This window comes from Streptomyces decoyicus (genome assembly GCF_019880305.1).
GTDB lineage: Bacteria > Actinomycetota > Actinomycetes > Streptomycetales > Streptomycetaceae > Streptomyces > Streptomyces decoyicus.
This window is the reverse complement of record NZ_CP082301.1, coordinates 4787759-4808505: the sequence shown is the minus strand read 5'-3', so window position 1 is coordinate 4808505 and position 20747 is coordinate 4787759. Positions and strand designations below refer to the sequence as shown.

Annotated in this window: 18 protein-coding genes and 1 pseudogene; 10 read left to right on the top strand and 9 right to left on the bottom strand. The window is 71.7% G+C overall.

Translation table 11 applies throughout. The features are described from left to right. Positions 1 to 81: 81 nt before the first annotated feature. A complete protein-coding gene (locus K7C20_RS21180) occupies positions 82 to 306 on the bottom strand; it encodes a hypothetical protein (protein ID WP_053210309.1) in 225 nt (74 codons plus the stop codon). A 168-nt stretch (positions 307 to 474) separates the two neighbouring features. On the opposite strand from K7C20_RS21180, the pseudogene K7C20_RS21175 reads away from it, so the two are divergent. Then, a pseudogene (locus K7C20_RS21175) lies at positions 475 to 1316 on the top strand (helix-turn-helix domain-containing protein). Then, complete coding sequence (locus tag K7C20_RS21170; RefSeq protein WP_030081590.1) at positions 1298 to 1588, top strand: DUF397 domain-containing protein; 291 nt, start codon at positions 1298 to 1300, stop codon at positions 1586 to 1588. The pseudogene K7C20_RS21175 and the gene K7C20_RS21170 overlap by 19 nt, the downstream one beginning before the upstream one ends. A gap of 91 nt (positions 1589 to 1679) precedes the next feature. Here the strand turns inward: K7C20_RS21170 and K7C20_RS21165 are convergent, their stop codons facing one another. The 5 genes from K7C20_RS21165 to K7C20_RS21145 all read right to left on the bottom strand — a co-directional run bounded on the left by K7C20_RS21165 (position 1680) and on the right by K7C20_RS21145 (position 7247). Further along, on the bottom strand, positions 1680 to 2414 hold the full coding sequence (locus K7C20_RS21165; protein ID WP_030081591.1) for a hypothetical protein: 735 nt from the start codon (positions 2412 to 2414) through the stop codon (positions 1680 to 1682). A 174-nt stretch (positions 2415 to 2588) separates the two neighbouring features. Next, on the bottom strand, positions 2589 to 4439 hold the full coding sequence (ilvD, locus tag K7C20_RS21160) for a dihydroxy-acid dehydratase (RefSeq protein WP_030081592.1): 1851 nt from the start codon (positions 4437 to 4439) through the stop codon (positions 2589 to 2591). A 236-nt stretch (positions 4440 to 4675) separates the two neighbouring features. After that, on the bottom strand, positions 4676 to 5338 hold the full coding sequence (locus K7C20_RS21155; RefSeq protein WP_030081593.1) for a TetR/AcrR family transcriptional regulator: 663 nt from the start codon (positions 5336 to 5338) through the stop codon (positions 4676 to 4678). Continuing rightward, a complete protein-coding gene (locus tag K7C20_RS21150) occupies positions 5335 to 6159 on the bottom strand; it encodes a sugar phosphate isomerase/epimerase family protein (RefSeq protein WP_209444026.1) in 825 nt (274 codons plus the stop codon). The genes K7C20_RS21155 and K7C20_RS21150 overlap by 4 nt, the downstream gene beginning before the upstream one ends. 161 nt (positions 6160 to 6320) lie before the next feature. Beyond that, on the bottom strand, positions 6321 to 7247 hold the full coding sequence (locus K7C20_RS21145; RefSeq protein ID WP_030081597.1) for a Ppx/GppA family phosphatase: 927 nt from the start codon (positions 7245 to 7247) through the stop codon (positions 6321 to 6323). A gap of 75 nt (positions 7248 to 7322) precedes the next feature. Here K7C20_RS21145 and K7C20_RS21140 point away from each other — a divergent pair, with 75 nt between their 5' ends. Then, complete coding sequence (locus K7C20_RS21140; protein ID WP_053210308.1) at positions 7323 to 8204, top strand: hypothetical protein; 882 nt, start codon at positions 7323 to 7325, stop codon at positions 8202 to 8204. Positions 8205 to 8298: 94 nt separating this feature from the next. Here the strand turns inward: K7C20_RS21140 and K7C20_RS21135 are convergent, their stop codons facing one another. Next, on the bottom strand, positions 8299 to 10083 hold the full coding sequence (locus K7C20_RS21135; RefSeq protein WP_053210312.1) for a BACON domain-containing protein: 1785 nt from the start codon (positions 10081 to 10083) through the stop codon (positions 8299 to 8301). 251 nt (positions 10084 to 10334) lie between these two features. On the opposite strand from K7C20_RS21135, the gene radA reads away from it, so the two are divergent. Both radA and disA read left to right on the top strand, forming a co-directional pair. Further along, complete coding sequence (radA, locus tag K7C20_RS21130; RefSeq protein WP_030992462.1) at positions 10335 to 11747, top strand: DNA repair protein RadA; 1413 nt, start codon at positions 10335 to 10337, stop codon at positions 11745 to 11747. A gap of 123 nt (positions 11748 to 11870) precedes the next feature. Next, positions 11871 to 12995, top strand: a complete 1125-nt coding sequence (gene disA, locus K7C20_RS21125; RefSeq protein ID WP_053210307.1) for a DNA integrity scanning diadenylate cyclase DisA — start codon at positions 11871 to 11873, stop codon at positions 12993 to 12995. A 319-nt stretch (positions 12996 to 13314) separates the two neighbouring features. Here disA and K7C20_RS21120 read toward each other — a convergent pair whose 3' ends face one another. Both K7C20_RS21120 and K7C20_RS38300 read right to left on the bottom strand, forming a co-directional pair. Then, on the bottom strand, positions 13315 to 14133 hold the full coding sequence (locus K7C20_RS21120; protein WP_030081605.1) for a hypothetical protein: 819 nt from the start codon (positions 14131 to 14133) through the stop codon (positions 13315 to 13317). A gap of 559 nt (positions 14134 to 14692) precedes the next feature. Beyond that, positions 14693 to 15424 (bottom strand): hypothetical protein, encoded by a 732-nt coding sequence (locus K7C20_RS38300; protein WP_245171806.1) that lies wholly within the window; start codon positions 15422 to 15424, stop codon positions 14693 to 14695. 250 nt (positions 15425 to 15674) lie between these two features. On the opposite strand from K7C20_RS38300, the gene K7C20_RS21105 reads away from it, so the two are divergent. The 5 genes from K7C20_RS21105 (at position 15675) to cseC (ending at position 20514) form a co-directional block, all read left to right on the top strand. Continuing rightward, entirely contained in the window at positions 15675 to 16634 is a 960-nt protein-coding gene (locus K7C20_RS21105) for an HhH-GPD family protein (protein ID WP_030081609.1), read from the top strand. Between the two features lie 371 nt (positions 16635 to 17005). Continuing rightward, positions 17006 to 17611 (top strand): SigE family RNA polymerase sigma factor, encoded by a 606-nt coding sequence (locus tag K7C20_RS21100; protein WP_078953579.1) that lies wholly within the window; start codon positions 17006 to 17008, stop codon positions 17609 to 17611. 309 nt (positions 17612 to 17920) lie between these two features. After that, positions 17921 to 18481 carry a hypothetical protein gene (locus K7C20_RS21095; RefSeq protein ID WP_245171803.1) on the top strand — a complete coding sequence of 187 codons (561 nt, stop codon included), beginning with the start codon at positions 17921 to 17923 and terminating at the stop codon, positions 18479 to 18481. A 9-nt stretch (positions 18482 to 18490) separates the two neighbouring features. Next, positions 18491 to 19201 (top strand): two-component system response regulator CseB, encoded by a 711-nt coding sequence (gene cseB, locus K7C20_RS21090; protein WP_030081615.1) that lies wholly within the window; start codon positions 18491 to 18493, stop codon positions 19199 to 19201. Positions 19202 to 19209: 8 nt separating this feature from the next. Beyond that, positions 19210 to 20514, top strand: a complete 1305-nt coding sequence (cseC, locus tag K7C20_RS21085; RefSeq protein WP_053210306.1) for a two-component system sensor histidine kinase CseC — start codon at positions 19210 to 19212, stop codon at positions 20512 to 20514. Positions 20515 to 20747: the final 233 nt, after the last annotated feature.

The window sequence follows — 20747 nt, the reverse complement described above, 5'->3', positions numbered from 1 at the left end:
CCTCGGGCCCGGCGCTGCCCTTGGTGCACCTCGCGTGCGTGCCGACATGGCACGCCGGGGACACGTACGGGACGCGCGCGGTCACCGGGCCGCCCGGTCGAGCGCGGCGATGAGCCGGTGCGTCGTCTCCAGGTTGCAGCGCCCCAGCTCGATGAGCGGACGCGGCTGCGCGTAGCCGTACGACACGGGGTCCACGCCGAGTGACGGCAGGACGATGCCCGTCCGCTTGAGCGCGGCCGCCAGCTCGGCGCAGGCCGCCTCGGCCGCTGCCCTCTTGTCGGCCGCCGCCCGTCGTTCCGTCGTCATCCTTGCCGCTCCTGTCTGTCGTTTTCCTGCCCGGGGAGCCGGAGCGCAACTACCGTGTGTGTTCCGTCCCTTACGAGGATGGGCCCGGAAAAGGCCGTGAATGCCGCTTGCGCGCCGTATTTCGCGACCACGCACCGTTAGTTCCACACCTTCCACGGAGGAGTCGCCATGCCGCCGAGGCGAGCGGTCACCGGTCGGAGCCAGGAGCCGCGCCAGCGATTCGTGGAAGAGCTGCGATTACTGCGCGCCCAGAAGGGCGACAGCCTGCGGCAGCTGGGCGAGGTGCTGGGCTGGGACTGGTCGCTGTTCGGCAAGATGGAGGGCGGCCAGACGCTGGGCGGCCCGGAGGTGGCGCAGGCGCTGGACCAGCACTACGGGACGCCTGGTCTTCTGCTGACGTTGTGGGAGTTGGCGGCGAGTGATCCAAAGCAGTTCAAGGAGCGGTACCGGCGCTATATGACGCTGGAGCGGAGGCGTTGAGCCTGTGGCACTACGGAGTGAGCCTTCTTCCGGGCATGCTTCAGACGGACGGGTACGCATGCGTAGTGCTGGCAGCGGGCGGCACCAAAGGCGAAGAGCTGACGCGGCAGGTCGAAGCGCGCGTAGGGCGCCGCGAGCTGTTGATGGGTGAGGACGCGCCCCCCTTCCGCACCATCCTGTCCGAGGCCGTGTTACGCACGTCGCTAGAAGATGCTGAGCAGTGGCGAAAGCAGCTGGAGAACCTGGCCGAGGCAGCCGAGCGTCCGAACGTCACGCTCCATGTACTGCCGCACGGCTGTGGGCCGCATGGCTTGGTAAGTACCGATGTGATGTTCCTGCGACTCCCGGACGGTCGCACCGTCGCCTACACGGAGAACGCTCACCGGGGCGAACTCATCGAGGAAACAAGTTCTGTTGAGCGTCTGCAACGCGCGTACGATGCGGTGCGTGACCTGGCGTTGAGCCCGGCCGAATCGCGGAAGTTCGTCATGCGGATGTTGGAGGAAGTGCCGTGCGAGCGATCGACCTGAGCACCGTGACCTGGCGCAAGAGCTCATACAGCAACCAGGACGGCGGCGCCTGCATCGAAGTCTCCGACGACTTCCTGACCACCGCCACCTGGCGCAAGTCCAGCTACAGCAACCCGGACGGCGGCCAGTGCATCGAGGTCTCCGACGACTTCCCCGCCCTCGTCCCCGTACGCGACAGCAAGGACCCCCACCGCCCGGCGCTGCTCTTCGACGCCACCGCCTGGTCGTCCTTCGTCACCGCCGTGAAGAACGGGCAGCTGTCCGACGCCTGACACCGCCGCGCCCCACAGACCGGCCCCCCGCCGCTCGCCCGCGACGGGGGCCGTCGCCGTAGCGCCGGGCGCCGGCAGCCGCCGGCCGGAGTCAGCACCAGGCAGTGAGGTCGTATACGGCCTGGCAGCGGTTATCGGAGACCGGTCGCTGGAAACGTTCGAGGTCGTGTGCCGATGCCAGCGCCGGGAAGATCATGTCGGCGGTCCCACCACGTGAGTCGACCTTCCCTGCCTCGTCGCGCATACAGAAGTCGAGCCCCCAGACATCGCCGGTTTCCGTCCATCTGACGTAGTACCGGGCGTACCGCTCGTCGACGAGCATGAAGCCGAGCAGGCGCCACTCCCCCTCATCCGCTTCCTCTTCCACGTCTTCGGAAAGGGGCGCCGGGTCGTTCGCCGAACCGAGGGAAAGCAGCGGCAGGTACGCAGCATCCGCCAAGGTGAGGGGCGGGGCATCGACGGTATGGAGGAAGTGACGCCGGGCGTCGAGTACGGGCACCGCGAATACTTCGTCGGGGAAGGGCGGACCGAGAGCCTCGCGCTGGGCGATGCACGCGCGGAGTGCGGCGATGAAGTGATCGTGGGGGATTTCCTCGCCGTCATCGTCGAGCAGCGGGAGCTCCAGGGCATATGTGGTGCCAAGGTCTTGGCCGTCCCACAAGACGACTCTCGCCCCGCGATCCATTTCTGTCGGTGGGAGCAGCCCCCGCAGCACATGCGAACCCGGCGTCAAAGGGGAGGCCACGAATGCTCGCAGCCTCCCCAACAGGCTCTCCAGGAGAACGTCGCGCGGGGTTCGGCCGGCGGTGGGGTCGTCCTCAACCACGGTGATCGGTCCTCCCTGGAGAGACGGCCGGTCAGCGGCGTGCCGTGGCCGGGAAAGCAAAGCGAAGCACGGTGCCGGCGGTCGTATTCCACGACCGCCGGCACCGTGCGGTGTCCTGCTGCGTCTTGCTCTGTCTTGCTCGCCTTGCTGCGCCGTGCCGTGTGCGCCCCGGCCTCAGCCCAGCTTGCTCACATCGCGCACCGCGCCCTTGTCCGCGCTGGTCGCCATCGCCGCGTACGCGCGCAGCGCCTGGGAGACCTTGCGCTCGCGCTGCTTGGGCGCGTAGACGCCTTCCAGAGCCAGCCTGCGGGACTCCAACTCCACGTCGCCGACGAGGAGTTCGATGGTCCGGTTCGGGATGTCGATGCGGATGCGGTCGCCGTCCTCGACGAGGGCGATGGTGCCGCCGGCCGCCGCCTCCGGCGAGGCGTGGCCGATGGACAGGCCGGACGTGCCGCCGGAGAAGCGGCCGTCGGTGACCAGTGCGCAGGCCTTGCCCAGGCCGCGGCCCTTGAGGAAGGACGTCGGGTAGAGCATCTCCTGCATGCCGGGGCCGCCCTTGGGGCCCTCGTAGCGGATGACGACGACGTCGCCTTCCTTGATCTGCTTCTTGAGGATCTTGTCGACGGCCTCTTCCTGCGACTCGCAGACCACGGCCGGGCCCTCGAAGGTCCAGATCGACTCGTCGACGCCGGCGGTCTTCACGACGCAGCCGTCCTCGGCGAGGTTGCCCTTGAGGACCGCCAGGCCGCCGTCGGCGGAGTAGGCGTGCGCCAGGTCGCGGATGCAGCCGCCCTCGGCGTCCACATCGAGGCTGTCCCAGCGCTCGGACTGGGAGAAGGCGGTCGCCGAACGCTTGCAGCCGGGCGCCGCGTGCCACAGCTCGACGGCCTCGTCGGACGGTGAACCGCCGCGCACGTCCCAGGTCTTGAGCCACTCGTCCATCGAGGCGCTGTGCACGGTGTGCACGTCCTCGTGGAGCATGCCGGCGCGCCACAGCTCACCGAGGATGGCGGGGATGCCGCCGGCCCGGTGCACGTCCTCCATGTAGTACGTGCCGCCCGGCGCGACGTTCGGCGCGACCTTGGCCAGGCAGGGCACCCGGCGCGAGACCGCGTTGATGTCGTCCAGGTCGAAGCTGAGGCCGGCTTCCTGGGCGGCGGCCAGCAGATGCAGGATCGTGTTCGTCGAGCCGCCCATGGCGATGTCCAGGGCCATGGCGTTCTCGAAGGAGGCGCGGGTGCCGATGTTGCGCGGCAGGACCGTGTGGTCGTCCTCGTCGTAGTGCCGCTTGGTGATCTCGACGACCGTGCGGCCGGCGTTCTCGTACAGCGCCTTGCGGGCGGTGTGAGTGGCCAGCGTCGAGCCGTTGCCGGGCAGCGACAGGCCGATGGCCTCGGTCAGGCAGTTCATGGAGTTGGCGGTGAACATGCCGGAACAGGAGCCGCAGGTCGGACAGGCGTTCTCCTCGATGCGGAGGATGTCCTCGTCGGAGATCTTGTCGTTGACGGCGTCCGAGATCGCGTCGACCAGGTCGAGGGTGCGGACCGTGCCGTCGACGAGGGTCGTCTTGCCGGACTCCATCGGGCCGCCGGAGACGAAGACCGTCGGGATGTTGAGCCGCATTGCGGCCATCAGCATGCCCGGGGTGATCTTGTCGCAGTTGGAGATGCAGATCAGCGCGTCGGCGCAGTGCGCCTCGACCATGTACTCGACGGAGTCGGCGATCAGGTCGCGGGAGGGCAGGCTGTAGAGCATGCCGCCGTGGCCCATGGCGATCCCGTCGTCGACCGCGATGGTGTTGAACTCGCGGGCGATGCCTCCGGCCGCGTGGATCGCCTCGGAGACGATCCGGCCGACCGGCTGGAGGTGGGTGTGGCCGGGCACGAACTCGGTGAAGCTGTTGGCGACGGCGATGATCGGCTTGCCGAAGTCCTCCCGCGCTACGCCGGAGGCCTGCATAAGGGCTCGGGCGCCGGCCATGTTGCGGCCATGGGTAACGGTGCGGGACCTCAGCTCGGGCACGATGGTCACTCCCTCGGGATGTTCGTCCGTATGACCGCCGGCGCCGGCTGCCTGGCCCTGCCATGCACCGGGCGGCGTCATATATCAGCTCCCGTCGAGATTACGCCTCTGATCCAAGATCTGGACAGCCTCTCCGACATGTGAGACGGCTGCCCGGACTGCGGACGCCCGGGAGGACGTCGTTCGTGCAGGTCGGGGCGGCGATCGGGCCTCGGGGGCGCCGTGGAAGCCGGTTGTCAGGGCTGTGTCAGATACCGCTGGAGAGTCGGCGCGACCATGGCGATGATCTCCTCCGGGTCCGCCGAGGCGACCGGGTCCATCCTGATCACATAGCGCAGCATGGCGATCCCGATGAGGTGCCCGGCGGCCAGCTGCACCCGGAACTCCGGGTCGGGGACGTGCAGTTCGTCCGCCACGCGCTGGAGCATCCGGCGCTCGATGAGGCCGCGCAGCACCGCCGCCGCGGTGTCGTTGGTCAGCGCCGAGCGCATGATCGCCAGCAGCGGCTGCCGGGTGACCGGGTTCTCCCAGACGCCGAACATGAAGCGGGCCATCCGCTCCCCCACCTCCGCGCCGCCGCCCGCGAGCGCGTCGGGCATGGTCAGCGCGGGCGCGAAGGTCAGCTCGATGGCGGCCTCGAAGACCTGCTCCTTGGTGCCGAAGTAGTGATGCACCAGCGCCGCGTCCACCCCGGCCGCCTTGGCGATGCCCCGGACCGAGGTCTTGTCGTAGCCGCGCTCGGCGAACTCCGTACGGGCCGCGGCCAGGATCCGCTCACGGGCACCGGGACCGGCCCCGGCGGCGGCGCGGGCCGGGCGGCCCCGGCGGCGGGCCGGTGGAGCGGGCGGCGTAGCGGGCCCGGGGGACGCGTCCTCGGGCCCGTCCCCGCGGCCGCTCACGAACCCGGGACCCAGGTCGGCGAGGCGAGATGCAGCCGGGTGAAGGCCAGCGCCTCGGCCAGGTCGGCCTCGCGTTCGGCGGCGGACATCGCCCGGCGGGTATTGACCTCGACGACCACATGGCCGGCGAATCCGGTGGCCGCCAGCCGCTCCAGCATCTGCGCGCAGGGCTGGCTGCCGCGCCCCGGCACCAGGTGCTCGTCCTTGGCGGATCCGTTGCCGTCGGCGAGATGGACGTGCGCGAGCCGGTCGCCCATCCGCCCCACCATCTCCAGGGCGTCGTTGCGGGCGGTGGCGGTGTGCGACAGGTCGACCGTGAAGTGCCGGTAGTCGTCGTTGGTGGGGTCCCAGTCCGGGGCGTACGCGAGCATCTCGCGGTCCCGGTAGCGCCACGGGTACATGTTCTCGACGGCGAACTTCACGTCCGTCTCGTGCTCCATCCGCCACACCCCGCGGACGAACTCCCGGGCGTAGCTGCGCTGCCAGCGGAACGGCGGGTGCACGACCACCGTCGAGGCGCCCAGCTTCTCCGCGGCGGTGCGGGCGCGCTGGAGCTTGACCCAGGGATCGGTGGACCAGACCCGCTGGGTGATCAGCAGACACGGGGCGTGGATGGCCAGCACCGGCACACCGTGGTGGTCCGAGAGCCGGCGCAGCGCCTCGATGTCCTGGCTGACCGGGTCGGTCCACACCATGACCTCGACGCCGTCGTAGCCGAGGCGCGCGGCGATCTCGAAGGCCGTCGCCGTCGACTCCGGATACACCGAGGCCGTGGACAGCGCGACCTTCGCATCCGGGATGCGCACCACTGGCTCTGTCACGAAGGACAGCGTACGGGCCAAGACCGGGCGCAGGGCAGGAGGTCCGGCGGCCGCGGCCCCCTGTCGGCGGCGAGCGGGGGAGGTGGGACAGGGGGCAAGGGGTGTGGCAGGGCAGGCCGGGGCGTGACGAGTCTCACGCACACCGGGGCTTTGCGGACCCCCTAGGGCAGATGGTCCAGCCGCCGCAGAATGACGCCCTCGCGCAGCGCCCACGGGCAGATCTCCAGCGTCTCGACCCCGAACAGATCCATCGCCGCCTCGGCGACCAGCGCCCCGGCGAGCAGCTGCCGCGAGCGCCCCTCGGACACCCCGGGCAGCCTGCCCCGCTCGTCCGCGGACATCCCGGCCAGCCGCGGCACCCACTCCTCCAGCTTCTTGCGGGTCAGCTCCCGCTGGACGTAGAGCCCCTCCCCCGAGCGCGCGGCGCCCGCGATCCGGGCCAGCTGCCGGAAGGTCTTGGACGTGCCGACGACCCGGTCGGGAGTGCCGTAGCGGCTGAATTCGCTCACCACCTTGGCAATCTCGGCGCGCACCCGGCGGCGCAGCGTCCGGACGTCGTCGGCCTCCGGCGGATCGCCGGGCAGATCGCCCGCGGTCAGCCGTCCCGCGCCCAGCGGCAGCGACACCGCCACGTCCGGGTCCTCGTCCAGGCCGTACGCGATCTCCAGCGAGCCGCCGCCGATGTCCAGCACCAGCAGCCGCCCGGCCGACCAGCCCAGCCACCGGCGGGCGGCGAGAAAAGTGAGCCGCGCCTCGTCCTCACCGGAGAGCACCCGCAGCTCCACGCCGGTCTCCACACCGACCCGGCGCAGCACGTCCTCCCCGTTGGTGGCCTCGCGGATCGCCGAGGTGGCGAACGGCAGCACGCTCTCGACGCCCTTGTCCTCGGCCACCTGGAGCGCCTCGTGGACGGTCGCCACCAGGCGCTCCACGCCCGGGTCGCTTATCGCCCCGGCCTCGTCGAGGAGTTCGGCAAGGCGCAGCTCCGCCTTGTGCGAATAGGCGGGCAGCGGGCGCGCGCCCGGGTGTGCGTCCACCACCAGGAGATGGACCGTATTCGAACCCACATCGAGGACACCGAGTCTCATACGGGGAAACCTACTGCGACCGCCACGCACTCCTGTCGTCGCGGTGCCCCCCGCGACGCGCCTTAGGCTGGAGGCGTGGCAAAGACGAAAAAGGCGAAGCACGAAAAAGCGCTCATGAAGGAAGAAAAGCGGCGCTCTCAGGCGACTGAGGGGGCGCGGTCCCCGAAGAAGGCCCCGGCCGACGAGGTCGGCCTCGACTTCGCCCGCGCCTGGGTCACCTTCCCCGACCCGGCCGACGACGAACAAATCTTCCGCTGCGACCTGACCTGGCTGACCTCCCGCTGGACCTGCATCTTCGGCAGCGGCTGCCAGGGCATCCAGGCCGGCCGGGCGGACGACGGCTGCTGCACGCTCGGCGCGCACTTCTCGGACGACGACGACGAGAAGCGGGTCGCCGAGCACGTGGCACGGCTCACGCCCGACGTGTGGCAGCACCACGACGTGGGCACCGAGTCGGGCTGGGTCCAGGAGGACGAGGACGGCGAGCGGCAGACCCGGCGCTGGGAGGGCTCCTGCATCTTCCAGAACCGCCCCGGCTTCCCGGCCGGCGCGGGCTGCTCCCTGCACCTCCTCGCGCTCCGCGAGGGCCGCGAGCCCCTGGAGACCAAGCCGGACGTCTGCTGGCAGCTGCCGGTCCGGCGCACCTACGACTGGATCGACCGGCCGGACGACACCCAGATCCTCCAGGTGACGATCGCCGAGTACGACCGGCGCGGCTGGGGCCCCGGCGGCCACGACCTGCACTGGTGGTGCACCTCGGCGACCTCGGCGCACGGCGCGGGCGACCCGGTCTACGTCTCCTACAAGCCGGAGCTGACCGAGCTGATGGGCAAGAAGGGCTACGCCAAGCTCGCCGAGCTGTGCGAGGAGCGGCTGGCGGCGACACTGCCGATGGCGCCGCATCCGGCGGACCCGACGCCCCTGAAGCAGCCCGAGAAGCCCGAGAAGCAGAAGTAGCGGACGTAGTAGCCGTAGCGGAAGCAGCGAAGGCGGAAGCAGGGGGGCCGTCCGGGGCGGCGTGACTCCGGTGCGCGCGGCGTGACTCCGGCGCTCAGCGGGCGGGATGGGTCGTGTTCGACGGTGTCGAGGACGGGCCGGGGCCGGTCGGCTTCGGGCTCGGCGTCGGAGACGTGGGGGTGGGCGTCGGGGTCGTCGGGGTCGGCGTGGGTGTCGGCGCCGGGTGCGAGGGGCGCGGTGTCGGCTTCGGCTTGGGGGGCGGCGTCGGGCGCTGCGGACCCGGGGCGGGGCCGGACACGCCATGGCCCTCCAACGTGACGGCGGTGCCGCCGGGCTCGATGGCGATCCTGGCCCGCCAGTGCCCCGCGGGCTCCCGGTCATGGTCGATATAGACCGTGACCGTGGTGGATTCGCCCGGCCGCAGCGACCCCGCCGTATGACTCATCTGAAGCCAGGCCGCGCCCGCCGACGCGCGCCAGCGCACCGGAGCACCGCCCGAGGCGCTGAGCGTGAGGACCGTGGTCCGGCCCCGGGGCTGCGCGGCGACCGTCAGCAGACCGTGGCCCGACGCCTTGCGGCTGTCCGGCCCGCCCGGCCGCTGCGGGATGCCGTCCGCGCTGATCACCTCGACGGACACATCGGGCGTCCCGTCGCCGGTCCGGATACCGGGCTCGGGCGACGTCCTGGCGTTGCCCGCGTTCTCGTACGGGCGGCCGCCCAGCCGCTCCCCGGCCTCCGTGTCGCTGGCCGTCACCGAAGGCGTGCCGCCCGCCGCCTCGTCCGTGGCGGGGCCGCCGTGGTACGCCGCCCACAGGGCCAGCACCGGCGCCGCGATCACCGTGGCGACCACGGTGGTGGTCAGCGCCCGGCCGCGCAGCCTGCGCCGGCGGGCCACCCGGTCCGTAGGGGGGCCGACGGGAAAACCGTTGCGGTCAAAGCGAGGAGAACCGTTTGCCCCACCCGTCCGGCCGCCGCCTCCCGCACCGGCCACCCCTTCCGCACGGCCCGACTTGGCGCGCCGGGCCGCCGCCTGCGCACCGAGCACGGCCTCGCGCGGCGCGGCGACCAGCGGCAGCGTGCCCCGGGCCACCGGCGCCGTACCCGGCCAGGTCCCCGGGGCGGTGGCCCGCTCGGCGGTCCGCCGGCACTCGGCACAGTCGTCGACATGGCGCACCAGCTCCCGGCTGAGCGCCGCGCCCAGCAGCATCTGGGTGTCCCCCGCCAGCTGCGCGACCTCGCGGCAGCGGCCGGACTCGACGACGGCCAGCGCCGCCCGGGTCCGCTCCACCTCGCAGGACGCGGTGGCCAGCAGCGCACGGGTGGCGATCGGGTCGGCGCCGAGCACCGCGGCGACCTCGTCGGCCGAGAGGTGGTGGCGCACCGAGAGCTCCAGCGCCTCGCGCTGCTGGGGGGTGGTGCCCGCGGCCTCCGGCCAGGCCAGCGCGGCGAGTTCACGCTGCCGGCGCTCGGCATCGGCCGTGGCTGCGGCGGTGTCTGTGGCAGTGGCTGCGGCGTCGGGGCTCTTGGCGGCCGGGCCGGTGCGCTCGGCGAGCCGGCGCAGACAGACCCAGCGGGCCAGGGCGTAGAGCCACGAGCGGTAGCGCGCCCGGTCGGCGGGGCGCCGGCCGTGGTGCCGCTCGGCGAGCGCGAGCATCTCGCCGAGCACCGCGGTCGCCGCGTCGTGTTCGCACAGCACCGACAGGCAGTAGGTGAACAGCCCGTCCAGGTAAGGCTCGTAGCCGTCGGGGCGCTTCTCCGGGGGGCGCGTGGCGTCCGGGCCGGGCCGCTCGGAGGGCTGCGGCCGGCTCCGGCGCCGGCCGTTGCCGCGCGACCGGTGTGCGCCGGTGGAGTGCGTGGGGTGCTCGGGCCTGCTGCTCATCACCCCGGCGACGGTAGGCGGATGATGCAGCCGGTCTCGCTCGCGTTGGACACTTTTAACCCTTACGGGTGACCATCTCCCTCAAAAGAGGACACGAATGGCCCTTTACACCGCGGGTGCGCTCCGTGTGCGCCACTCAGTCGGTGCAACCGCCGGCGAGCACGGCCCGCCCCGCCCCTAGAAGTCCGGACGGGGCCTGCTCCTGAAGAGCCTGCGGGAGCGTTGTCGGACCCCACCGCTACGGTGACCCCATGGCAACGCGTAAATCCTCGGGCAAGGAGCGCCCCTCCTACCGCTGTACGGAATGCGGCTGGACCACCGCAAAGTGGCTCGGGCGCTGCCCCGAATGCCAGGCGTGGGGCACGGTCGAGGAGTTCGGCGGCGCCCCCGCGGTGCGCACGACCGCGCCCGGCCGGGTCACCACCGCGGCCCTGCCCATCGGCGAGGTCGACGGCAAGCAGGCCACCGCCCGCTCGACGGGCGTGCCCGAACTGGACCGCGTGCTGGGCGGCGGGCTGGTCCCCGGCGCGGTCGCGCTGCTGGCCGGCGAGCCTGGCGTCGGCAAGTCCACCCTGTTGCTGGACGTCGCCGCCAAGGCAGCCTCCGACGCACACCGCACCCTGTATGTGACCGGCGAGGAGTCCGCCAGCCAGGTACGGCTGCGCGCCGACCGCATCGGCGCCCTCGACGACCATCTGTATCTGGCGGCCGAAACCGACCTCTCCGCCGTCCTCGGCCACCTGGACACGGTCAAGCCCTCCCTCCTGATCCTGGACTCGGTGCAGACCGTCGCCTCCCCCGAGATCGAGGGCGCCCCCGGCGGCATGGCCCAGGTCCGCGAGGTGGCCGGCGCGCTGATCCGGGCTTCCAAGGACCGCGGTATGTCCACCCTCCTGGTCGGCCATGTCACCAAGGACGGCGCCATCGCCGGGCCGCGCCTCCTGGAGCATCTCGTCGATGTCGTCCTGCACTTCGAAGGCGACCGGCACGCCCGGCTCCGCCTGGTCCGCGGCGTCAAGAACCGCTACGGCACCACCGACGAGGTCGGCTGCTTCGAACTGCACGACGAAGGCATCACCGGCCTCACCGACCCCTCGGGCCTGTTCCTGACCCGCCGCGCCGAGCCCGTGCCCGGTACGTGCCTGACGGTGACCCTGGAGGGCCGCCGCCCGCTGGTCGCCGAGGTGCAGGCGCTGACCGTCGACTCCCAGATCCCCTCACCCCGGCGCACGACCTCCGGCCTGGAGACCTCCAGGGTCTCGATGATGCTCGCCGTCCTGGAGCAGCGCGGCCGGATCAGCGCCCTGGGCAAACGCGACATCTACAGCGCGACGGTCGGCGGAGTGAAGCTGACCGAACCCGCCGCCGACCTCGCGGTGGCGCTCGCCCTCGCCAGCGCCGCCAGCGACACCCCCCTCCCCAAAAACCTGGTCGCCATCGGCGAGGTGGGCCTCGCGGGCGAGGTCAGACGGGTCACCGGCGTCCAGCGCAGGCTGTCCGAAGCGGCCCGCCTCGGCTTCACCCACGCCCTGGTCCCGTCCGACCCCGGAAAGATCCCTGACGGGATGCGGGTGCTGGAGGTCGCCGACATCGGACAGGCCCTGAGCGTCCTGCCCAAGCGGGTGCGCCGGGAGGCCCCACAGGAAGAGGGCGCACGCCGGTAGACTTTGCCCTGGTCTCGCCCGTCACCGCAGAATTGCCTGTCGGCCACGTACGCTCCGCTGTACGTCAACACGGCATGGGCCGGGCGGCCTGCGGACCGACAGACCTTCCGACGGAGGAGTGCAGTGGCAGCCAACGACCGGGCATCGACTCCCGGCAGGTCCGGCGGCAGTTCCGGCACCGAGAGCCTGATGCGCGCCACGCTGAGCGCCGTCGCGCCCGGTACGGCCCTGCGCGACGGCCTGGAGCGCATCCTCCGCGGCAATACGGGCGGGCTGATCGTGCTGGGCTTCGACAAGACCGTCGAATCCATGTGTACCGGCGGTTTCGTCCTCGACGTCGAGTTCACCGCGACCCGGCTGCGCGAACTGTGCAAGCTCGACGGTGCGCTGGTCCTCGACAAGGACATCACCAAAATCATGCGGGCCGGAGTCCAGCTGGTCCCGGACGCCTCCATCCCCACGGAGGAGACCGGCACCCGCCACCGCACCGCCCAGCGCGTCTCGATCCAGGCCGGCTTCCCGGTCGTCTCCGTCAGCCAGTCGATGCGCCTGATCGCCCTCTATGTGGACGGCGAGCGCCGCGTCCTGGAGGAGTCGGCCGCGATCCTCTCCCGCGCCAACCAGGCGCTGGCGACCCTGGAGCGCTACAAGCTCCGCCTGGACGAGGTCGCCGGCACCCTCTCCGCCCTGGAGATCGAGGACTTGGTGACGGTCCGCGACGTCACCGCGGTCGCCCAGCGCCTGGAAATGGTCCGCCGGATCGCCACGGAAATCGCCGAGTACGTCGTCGAGCTCGGCACGGACGGCCGGCTGCTCACCCTCCAGCTGGAGGAACTGATCGCCGGCGTCGAGCCGGAACGCGAGCTGGTCGTCCGCGACTACGTCCCCGAGCCGACCGCCAAGCGCTCCCGTACGGTCGTCGAAGCGCTCGCCGAACTGGACGCGCTCAGCCACACCGAACTCCTCGAACTCCCCATCGTGGCCCGCGCGTTGGGCTACACCGGCGCCCCCGAGACGCTGGACTCCGCGGTCTCCCCGCGCGGCTTCCGCCTGCTGGCGAAGGTCCCCCGGCTGCCCGGCACGGTCATCGACCGCCTCGTCGACCACTTCGGCGGCCTCCAGAAGCTGCTCGCCGCCAGCGTCGACGACCTCCAGACGGTCGACGGCGTCGGCGAGGCCCGCGCCCGCTCGGTCCGCGAGGGCCTGTCCCGCCTGGCGGAGTCCTCGATCCTGGAGCGGTACGTGTAGGTACGCCGAGAGGGTGCGCGCCGGGGGCCGGAGGCCGTGAGTCAGGTGCGGCGTCCCGGGGGCCGGAGGCTGGAGGCAGGTGCGGCGTCCCGGGTCGGAGGTGCGTGCCGGGTCGGAGGTGCGTGCCGGGAGCCGGAGGCACGTGCGGGGCACCGGGGTCGGAGTGCTTGCGGCGGGCTCGCGCCGGAAAGTGCGTATGTCCGGCGTGGGCCCAGAAAGTACCTACGTACGTACGTAGGTACGACGGTGTGCGGAGAGTGCGTGCGTCTGACGGCCCCTGGAAGGTGGTGGCCCCGGCCGCTGCCGCCCGCTCCCGGCCTCAGTCCTTGGCGAGGACGAACGACGTATCGGCCGCTTCCAGCCCCGGCACCTTCGCCTCGATCAGATACTTGCCGGCCGGCACCGTGGCCGAGCTCGGAGTGGCGCACTGCGGGCCGCTGGCCCGGCGGTCCCACACGATGGTGCGCTTCACGGAACTCTTGGCCGGCACCTTCAGCAGCGCGGGCGCGGTGCCCGACGGGCAGTCGTTCGAGGCCCACACCCGGTCGTCGCCCGCGGTGTCGGTAATGGTGAGCACCGTGGCCTTCTGCCCGAGGTCCACCTTGCAGGCAGCGCCGGCCGCGTTCTTGACCGTCAGCTCGAACTTCGGCTTGGCGTCCGGCTCATAGGAATCCTTGACGCTGCGCAGCACCAACTCCGCCTTACCGGATGCGCAGTTGGGGAGCGAGGAGGCAGCCGCGACGGCATTCTTGCCCGAGCCCTGACCGATCGGCCCGCCGGGAACGGAACCCGAACCGCCCGAGTCGCCACCGGAACCGTCATCGTCGCCGCCCGCGGCACCCGAGCCGCCACCGGAACCGGCCCCGGAATCCGATCCCCCGCCGCCCGACTCATCGCGCCCGCCCGGCTTTTGGTCGTTCACCGGACCGCTGGCGGAGGGCCCCGGCGTGATGGACGTCGCGGGCCCGTCACCCTGCGACCCCTTGTCCTCGTCGCCGCTCTTGCCGCCGCTTCCGCCCAAGTTCAGGGCCCACACCACCAGAAGGGCGAGCAGTGCGACGATGGCCAGCGCAACAGCCCTCCGCCGCCAGTAGATGGAGGAGGGAAGCGGCCCGATCGGATTGCGCAGTGATCCCACGCGGAAACTCTACGAGAGATCGGCACCCGCACCGGCCAGTACCCGCCGCATCCGGCTGCAACTTTTCCCATGATCGGCCCGGTGACTGCTCCCCGGCCGCGTTTCGGGCCCTAACGGGCCTGATACCCCGTTAGGTCAGGTTCTGCTCCGCTCCGACCACACTTTCGCCAGATACACCGCACTTGGCGACCGGCGAAGGGGAGGGGAAGAGAAGAGAAGCGAAGGCGAAGCGAGAGAGAGTGCGTACGGGGCGCTCCGCCCCCACGGAGCCAGGCACGTCCGCCCCCACGGAGCCAGGCACGTCCGCCCCCACGGAGCCAGGCACGTCCGCCCCCACGGAGCCAGGCACGCGCGCCTCACGACACCGGGCATCCCCACCTCACGACGCCAGGTACTCCCCCTCGCGACGTCAGACACCCCGCGCCACCGAGCCGGGCAATCGCATCTCGCGACGGCCGGCGCCCCAGCCTCACGGCACCAGCACCCCCACTTCACAACCCCGGGCGCCCCCACCTCACGGACCGGCCACCCCCACTTCACAGCCCCAGGCATCCCCACCTCACGGGCTCGACCACTCTTCCTTGTGGCCGAAGCCCTGTCCGTTGTCGATCAGCCGCAGCCAGTCGGGGCGCAGCTCCCACAGCTCGGTCCGCTCCAGGGCGGCGCGTAGCCGGTCGCTCGCCGCCACGAAGGGGAAGCGCTCCAGATAGATCCGCCAGCCGGCCGCCCGCTCGGCGCCGGCCAGGATGCGGCAGCGGCCCCGGCCCTGAAGTCCGGTCAGGGCACTCCATTCCTGACCGTCCCGCTGCGCCGTGAACGCGACCCGTGCGCCGGGCTCCTTGAGGGCCCGGCCGTGCCGCGTCGTGGTCGCCGTGACGAAGTACAGCGCGGGCCCGGCACCCGCCGCCTCGCCGCCCGCCGCGCCGATCGCGGCAGTCCCGTCGATCGCATCGGTCATGTCGGTCGTGTCGGTCACCTCAGTCACGCCGATCGCGTCAGTCATGTCGGCCGCGTCGGTCACCTCAGTCGCGTCGGTCGCGTACAGCACCGCGCACGCCTGCGGCCCGTTCTCGTCCGCGTACGCCAGCGTCATCGTCGTATGGGCGGCCAGCGCCCGCCGGATCGCCTCCGGGCAGGGCGTACGACCCGACCCCGCCGCGCCGCCCAGGCCCGCCGCGCCGCCGTCCGTACCCTCGGCACCGTTACCCTCCGCGCCATTCATCCCCGCGCCGTTCGTCTCCGCGCCGTTCGTCTCCGCGCCGTTCGTCTCCGCACCGTTCATCTCCGCCATGTCCGCATCCTCGCTTGCGGCGCCTCCATTATTCCAGCAACGATTACGGAGAGTAATCAGTTCCCGTCGGATTGTGGTGGGGTGCCGGACCGCCGCGTGCCGCTTGGCCGGGGCCGGCGCCCGGTTGCTGCGTACCGCCGGTAGCCGCCAACCGTGCGCAACCGGCCGTCCTGCGTGCGGGTGGGCGCGCGGCGGGGCGGGCCCGGTACGTTTCCCGGGCGACCTTGGACGTGCCAGGATCGGCAGTGCCATGACTTCGACGCCTGTCACCACCACTGCCACGACCGCCGCCGCCGAGACCGCTTCTGCCGCCGACGCGGCCGCGGGAGCCGCCGACGGGACCGCGCTGCACCGCCCGGTCACCGACTGGTTCGACGAGCACGCCCGCGATCTGCCCTGGCGCCGCCCCGAGGCGGGCGCCTGGGGTGTGATGGTGAGCGAGTTCATGCTGCAGCAGACCCCGGTCAGCAGAGTGCTGCCGGTCTACGAGCAGTGGCTGGCCCGCTGGCCGCGCCCCGCCGACCTGGCCGCCGAGGCGCCGGGCGAGGCGGTGCGGGCCTGGGGCCGGCTCGGCTATCCGCGCCGCGCCCTGCGGCTGCATGCCGCCGCCTCCGCCATACAGGAGCGGCACGGCGGCGACGTACCGCGCGAGCACGGCCAGTTGCTGGCGCTGCCCGGCGTCGGCGAGTACACCGCCGCCGCGGTCGCGTCCTTCGCGTACGGGCAGCGGCACGCGGTGCTGGACACCAATGTGCGCCGGGTGTTCGCCCGCGCGGTGGCCGGCCGTCAGTTCCCGCCGAACGCCACCACCGCGGCGGAGCGCAAACTCGCCCGCCAGCTGTTGCCCGAGGACGAGAAGCTGGCGGCGCGCTGGGCGGCGGCCACGATGGAGCTGGGCGCGCTGCTGTGCACGGCGCGTGCACCGGAGTGCGGGCGCTGCCCGATCGCCGCGCAGTGCGCCTGGCGGCAGGCCGGTTCCCCGGCGCACGAGGGTCCGCCGCGTCGCACCCAGACGTACGCCGGCACCGACCGACAGGTGCGCGGCAAGCTGCTCGCCGTTCTGCGTGAGGCGGTCTCGCCGGTGCCGCAGCAGGCGCTGGACGCGGTGTGGGACGAGCCGGTGCAGCGGGCCCGGGCGCTGGACGGGCTGGTCTCGGACGGTTTGGTGGAGCCGCTGGGCGGTGGCCGCTACCGGTTGCCGCTCACGTAGCGCGGCCGTCAGCTGTAGGGAATTACCTGTAAGAGAAGAAGAGGGCGCGGTCACTTCGGCGGCCGCGCCCTTTGGTGTCCGGTGTCCCTGCCTGACTCCGTGTCACCTTTCGCGTCACTTGACCGGAAAGTGCACCGGATACGACCGGAAGAAGACCTTCCGCCTTCGCGATTGCCGTCGCCTCTCGACCGATAGGCCTTCCGGCGGGGGTGCTTCTCCCCCCGGAGGATGACCCGGGCCGGGCCGCCGTCCGTCCGAGGTATGACCCCTGGCGGGCTGTTACACAACCGAGGGTTTTCCGTGCACTCGCTGTGGGGCCGACGCACATTACGCCGCAACACCCCCTCCGTAGCGTCTTCCTCGTGCTGGAGATGACCGCCAGCACGGTCAACGTGGGGAATCGTAAGCGGATCGGAGGCGTCGGAATGGCGACCAGCGGCGGCAAGGTACTGGACTTCGAAGAGTACGTTCGTACGCGGCAGGAGGCCCTGCTGCGGAGTGCCCGGCGCCTGGTGCCCGACCCGGTCGACGCACAGGATCTGCTGCAGACGGCACTGGTCCGCACGTACGGGCGCTGGGACGGCATCGCGGACAAGTCGCTGGCCGACGCCTACCTCCGCCGCGTCATGATCAACACGCGGACGGAGTGGTGGCGGGCGCGCAAGCTCGAAGAGGTGCCCACCGAGCAGCTCCCGGACGCGAGCGTGGACGACGGCACCGAGCAGCGCGCCGACCGCGCCCTGCTGATGGACATCCTCGGGGTGCTGGCTCCCAAGCAGCGCAGCGTCGTCGTGCTGCGACACTGGGAGCAGATGAGCACGGAGGAGACCGCGGCGGCGCTGGGCATGTCCACGGGGACGGTCAAGAGCACGCTGCACCGTGCGCTGGCCCGGCTGCGGCAGGAGCTTCAGATGCGCGACATCGATGCGCGGATGCTGGAGCGTGGCGAGCAGGGCCGGGAGCGGTGCGCGGCCTGACCGGCGGCGCACGGCACACCACAACACGCCACGCACGACAACCGACATCACGCCACGCACGAGACGAAACGCGTCTTTCCTGATGAAAACGGACACAACGCCAGGCGCCTTACGGCTCACAGCTCGACGCGCGACAATCACCTCAGGAACAGCAGCGGGTTCGGCGGCTGTGCGAGCAGCACGGTGAGCAGGAGCGGATTGACCAGGAACAGGTTGACCAGGAGCGGGTTGACCAAAGGCGGTGCGGCCACGGCAGGTGTGGCCGCCGTCGGCCTTTTGCTGGCCGGGTGCAATCCGGGGGGCGAGGGCGTGCGCAGCGAGGGGACGGCCGGCACCACCCCCGCGCCCAAGGGCGCGGTGCACACCACCCCCAGCCCGACCGCAACCGCCCGGTACAAGAAGGTCGACGCCGTCAAGCTGTTGAAGCACGCGCCGAAGGTCGGCCCGGATGTGAAGAGGTCGCTGGCCAAGCCGTGCGCCGCGGACGAGTACCCGGTCGAGGTGACGTATGCGTCGCTGACCGGCGCCAAGGCCCCCGACGTCATCGTGAACGTCATGACCTGCGCGGACTCCGTGGGCATCGGCGCGTATGTCTTCCGCAGGCGCGAGGGCGCCCCGGACGGGTATGACACCGTGTACATCAACGAACAGCCGTCGGTCTACGCCGGGGTCAACAAGGGCGACCTCGAGGTCTCCAAGCAGACCTACGCCACGGGCGACAAGGTGTGCTGCCCCTCCGGCGAGGACGTGATGAGCTACCGCTGGGCGGACGGCCGCTTCAAGGAGCACGGCCGCCCGTATCACACCGACTACAGCAAGACCACCGCCGACGGCAGCCTGCCGGACGACGGCACGGGAACGGAGGGTTGAGACAACCGCATGGCCGAGACCCATGTGCTCTTCGTCGAGGACGACGACGTCATCCGCGAGGCCACCCAGCTCGCCCTGGAACGCGACGGATTCACGGTCACCGCGATGCCCGACGGGCTCGCGGGCCTGGAGGCGTTCCGCGCCGACCGCCCCGACATCGCGCTGCTCGATGTGATGGTGCCGGGACTCGACGGGGTCAGCCTGTGCCGGCGGATCCGCGACGAGTCGACGGTTCCCGTGATCATGCTGTCGGCGCGCGCCGACTCGATCGATGTGGTGCTCGGTCTGGAGGCCGGCGCGGACGACTATGTCACCAAGCCGTTCGACGGCGCGGTGCTGGTCGCCCGGATCCGCGCCGTGCTGCGCCGCTTCGGCCACGCCAGTGGCCCGGACCGGGCCGGTGCCGCCTCGGCGGAGCCGGCCGACGCCGCCGAGGCGGTGCTGCGCTTCGGTGATCTGGAGGTCGACACCGAGGGCATGGAGGTGCGCAAGGGCGGCGAGAACGTCGCGCTGACGCCGACCGAGATGCGGTTGCTGCTGGAGTTCTCCAACGCACCGGGTACGGTCCTCTCGCGCGACCGGCTGCTGGAGCGGGTCTGGGACTACGGCTGGGGTGGTGACACCCGGGTGGTGGACGTCCATGTCCAGCGGTTGCGCGGCAAGATCGGCCAGGACCGGATCGAGACGGTCCGCGGCTTCGGATACAAGTTGAGAGGCTGACACCTCTGGTGGTCAGGCTGGCCCTGCGGACGGGGCTGAGATGGAAGCTCAGTGCCGCGATCGCACTCGTCGGAGCGCTGGTCGCGATCGCGCTGAGCCTTGTCGTGCACAACGCCGCCCGGCACTCCATGCTCGACAACAGCCGGGATGTGCAGATCGAGCGGCTCAACTTCACGCAGAAGATCTTCGTTTCCACCAACCGGCTCCAGTTCGGCGCGAAGATCGACGACCCGGCGCTGCCGGAGGCCTTGCGTGACGAGGTGGCCAAGAACAAGCGCGCCACCTACCTCCAGGACACCGGGCAGACCGCGCCCGACGTGTGGGCGGCCTCACCGCTCAGCAACGGCCGGGTGCTGTCCGTACACGACCGTTTCCCCGACCGCTTCGCCGTCCTCGACGATCTCGACCAGGCGCTGGTCATCGGCTCGACCGCGGTGGTGGTCGGCGGCTGCGCGCTGGGGGTGCTGGTCGGCGGGCGGCTCTCCAAGCGGCTGCGCAAGGCGGCCGCGGCCGCCGGCAAGCTCGCCGACGGCGACACCGCGGTCCGGATCCGCGACGAGGTCGGCAGCGGGCGGGTACGCGACGAGACCGACGATCTGGCCTTTGCCGTGGACGCCATGTCGGACGCCCTCCAGGAGCGCATCGAGGCCGAGCGGCGGGTCACCGCCGATATCGCTCACGAGCTGCGCACCCCGGTGACCGGTCTGCTGACCGCCGCCGAACTGCTGCCGCCCGGCCGCCCCTCGGAACTCGTACGCGACCGTGCGCAGGCGCTGCGCACCCTCGTCGAGGACGTGCTGGAAGTGGCCCGGCTCGACGGCCATGCGGAGCGCGCCGAGCTGCAGGACGTCGCGCTGGGCGAGTTCGTCACCCGGCGGGTGCGCGCCCTCGACCCGGACATCGCCATCGATGTCGTACGGGATGCCGAGGTCACCACGGACCCGCGCCGGCTGGAGCGGATCCTCGGCAATCTGATCGCCAACGCCGCCCGGCACGGCAAGCCGCCGATCGAGGTCACCGTCGAGGGACGGGTCCTGCGGGTCCGCGACCACGGCACGGGTTTCCCCGAGGCACTGCTGCGCGAGGGCCCCAGCCGCTTCCGCACCGGCAGCAGCGACCGGGCGGGCCGCGGCCACGGCCTGGGGTTGACCATCGCGGCCGGCCAGGCCCGCGTACTGGGGGCCCGCCTCACCTTCCGCAACGCGGATGAACTCACCGACGGCTCGACCGGTGCCGTCTCCGTCCTCTGGCTGCCGGAGAACGCGCCGACCAATACGGGCAGCTTTCCGGTTCTGCATCTTCCGGATCGCTGAGCCGGTGAGCCGGTGAGCCGGTGGCTCAGGTTGCCCGGCACCGGCGGAGGTGCGGTACCCCGCCGTCGGCGCCGTCGGCTCATGTCCCGTCCCGTACACGGCGGTCCGGTCCGGTCCCGTCCCGTACACGGCGCACCCGACGGCCCCGTCCCGTACACGGCGTACCCGGCGGTCACCCCGTACGCGGCGGTTCCCCCGTACACGCCGAGCGGCCCCCGGCGGGAAGCCGGGGG